At 68.8% G+C, this 1,692-nt stretch carries 2 protein-coding genes; one reads left to right on the forward strand and one right to left on the reverse strand.

Annotated features, from left to right (window positions below):
- On the reverse strand, nt 1-974 hold a 974-nt coding region (locus tag L0P92_RS44255), incomplete at its 3' end, for a serine/threonine-protein kinase (protein WP_234768784.1).
- A gap of 182 nt (nt 975-1,156) precedes the next feature.
- On the opposite strand from L0P92_RS44255, the gene L0P92_RS44260 reads away from it, so the two are divergent.
- Nucleotides 1,157-1,513, forward strand: a complete 357-nt coding sequence (locus tag L0P92_RS44260; RefSeq protein WP_234768785.1) for an SH3 domain-containing protein — start codon at nt 1,157-1,159, stop codon at nt 1,511-1,513.
- Nucleotides 1,514-1,692: the final 179 nt, after the last annotated feature.

Consider the following 1,692-nt stretch of genomic DNA (forward strand, 5'->3'; position numbering starts at 1 on the left):
CCAACCCTCGACCTGGCCCCCGGCTCGACCTCCGACCCGACGTCCGGCTCGACCTCCAGGTCACCCGGGTCACCCGGGTCACCCCCGGGATCGGCCGCCTCCTGGGTGCTCCGCTGCGCCGGTATGAACGCCTGCGTGTCGTACGACGCCGCCACCGACCGCAGTTCCCGCATCAACTCGTCGGGCGTGGGCCGGTCCTCGGGCTCCTTGGCGAGACAGCGCGCGATGAGCGGGGCGAGATTCGCGGGTACGTCGGTCAGGTCCGGCTCGTCATGGACGACCTGGTAGGCGACGACATACGGACTGTCCGAGTCGAACGGCCCACGCCCCGTCGCCGCGTGCACCATCACGGACCCGAGCGCGAAGACGTCGGCGGCGGGACCGACCTCGCGCGGTCGCCGGAACTGCTCGGGCGCCATGAACGGCGGCGTACCGATCAGCTTCCCGGTCTCGGTGCGCAGTTCGCTGTCCTTTGGCCGAGAGATGCCGAAGTCGATGACCTTCGGCCCGTCGTCGGCGAGCAGGACATTGCTCGGCTTCAGGTCCCGGTGCACCACGCCGACCCGGTGGATGTCGCGCAGCGCCTCCGCCAGGCCTGCCATCAGCCGCCGCAACTGCGCGGGCTCCATCGGCCCGTTCCGCTTCACATGGTCGGAGAGTGTCGGACCGGGAATGAACAGCGTGGCCATCCAGGGCCGTTCGTCCTCGGGATCGGCATCGACGACCGGCGCGGTGAAGGCCCCGCTGACCTTCCTGGCCGCCCCCACCTCCTGCCGAAAACGCCCCCTGAACTCGGGATCCCTGGCGAACTCGGCATGTACGACCTTCACCGCGAGCTGCATGCCCGACGTGCTCCGGGCCAGATGGACGATGCCCATGCCGCCGGACCCCAGGCGCGACTCCAGGCGGTAGTGACCGGCGTACTCGGGAAGTTCCGCTTCCGCGCCCGCTCCGGCGTTCTGCTGTGGCGCCATGGGACCACCCCCGTGCTGTTCGTCCGCTCGCGCGACGCACGGAGCCTAGTCGATGACTCGTACGAGACAGAGGCGACTTGCTAGCCTCCCTGTTCCCAACACGCACATGTGTGCGTGGCGTGATTTGGGGGAATCAACGGGACCCCATGGCAGTCATGGGGATCAACGGGGGAGGAATCGCCATGTCCACAGATCGCGTCGAAGGTGTCGAAAGAACCGAAGAAGTCGGGGACACAGGCACGGAAGAAGCCGTGACGACCATGACGGCCACCGCGAGCGCCTCGGCACTGCGCTACTACTCGGTCGCCCCGGGCGTCCGCCTGAACGTCCGCCGCGGCCCCGGCACCAACTACGCCATCGTCCGCGTCCTCCCCGAGGGCGCCCAGATCCAGATCTTCTGCCAGACCCCGGGCACATACGTGGCCGGTCCGTACGGCACCTCGAACATCTGGGACAACATCGACGACGGCGAGTTCGTCTCGGACGCCTACGTAAACACCGGCAGCGACGGCTACGTCCGCCCACGCTGCTCTTTCTGACCCGGACTCCGGACCGGGTTCCGGGCCTCGGACCGACCTCGATCCAGACCCGGGCCCCGGTTCGCCGAACCCCGTAGGGAGCACGTACGGATCCCGAAAGGAACCCGCGGCAACGCCGGAGCCATAATCGACGCGTGAGCGAGAAGAACGGCACCCCGGCCACCCCCGCGGGCTCCACC

It is taken from the genome of Streptomyces muensis (genome assembly GCF_021474425.1).
Taxonomy (GTDB): Bacteria; Actinomycetota; Actinomycetes; order Streptomycetales; family Streptomycetaceae; genus Streptomyces; species Streptomyces muensis.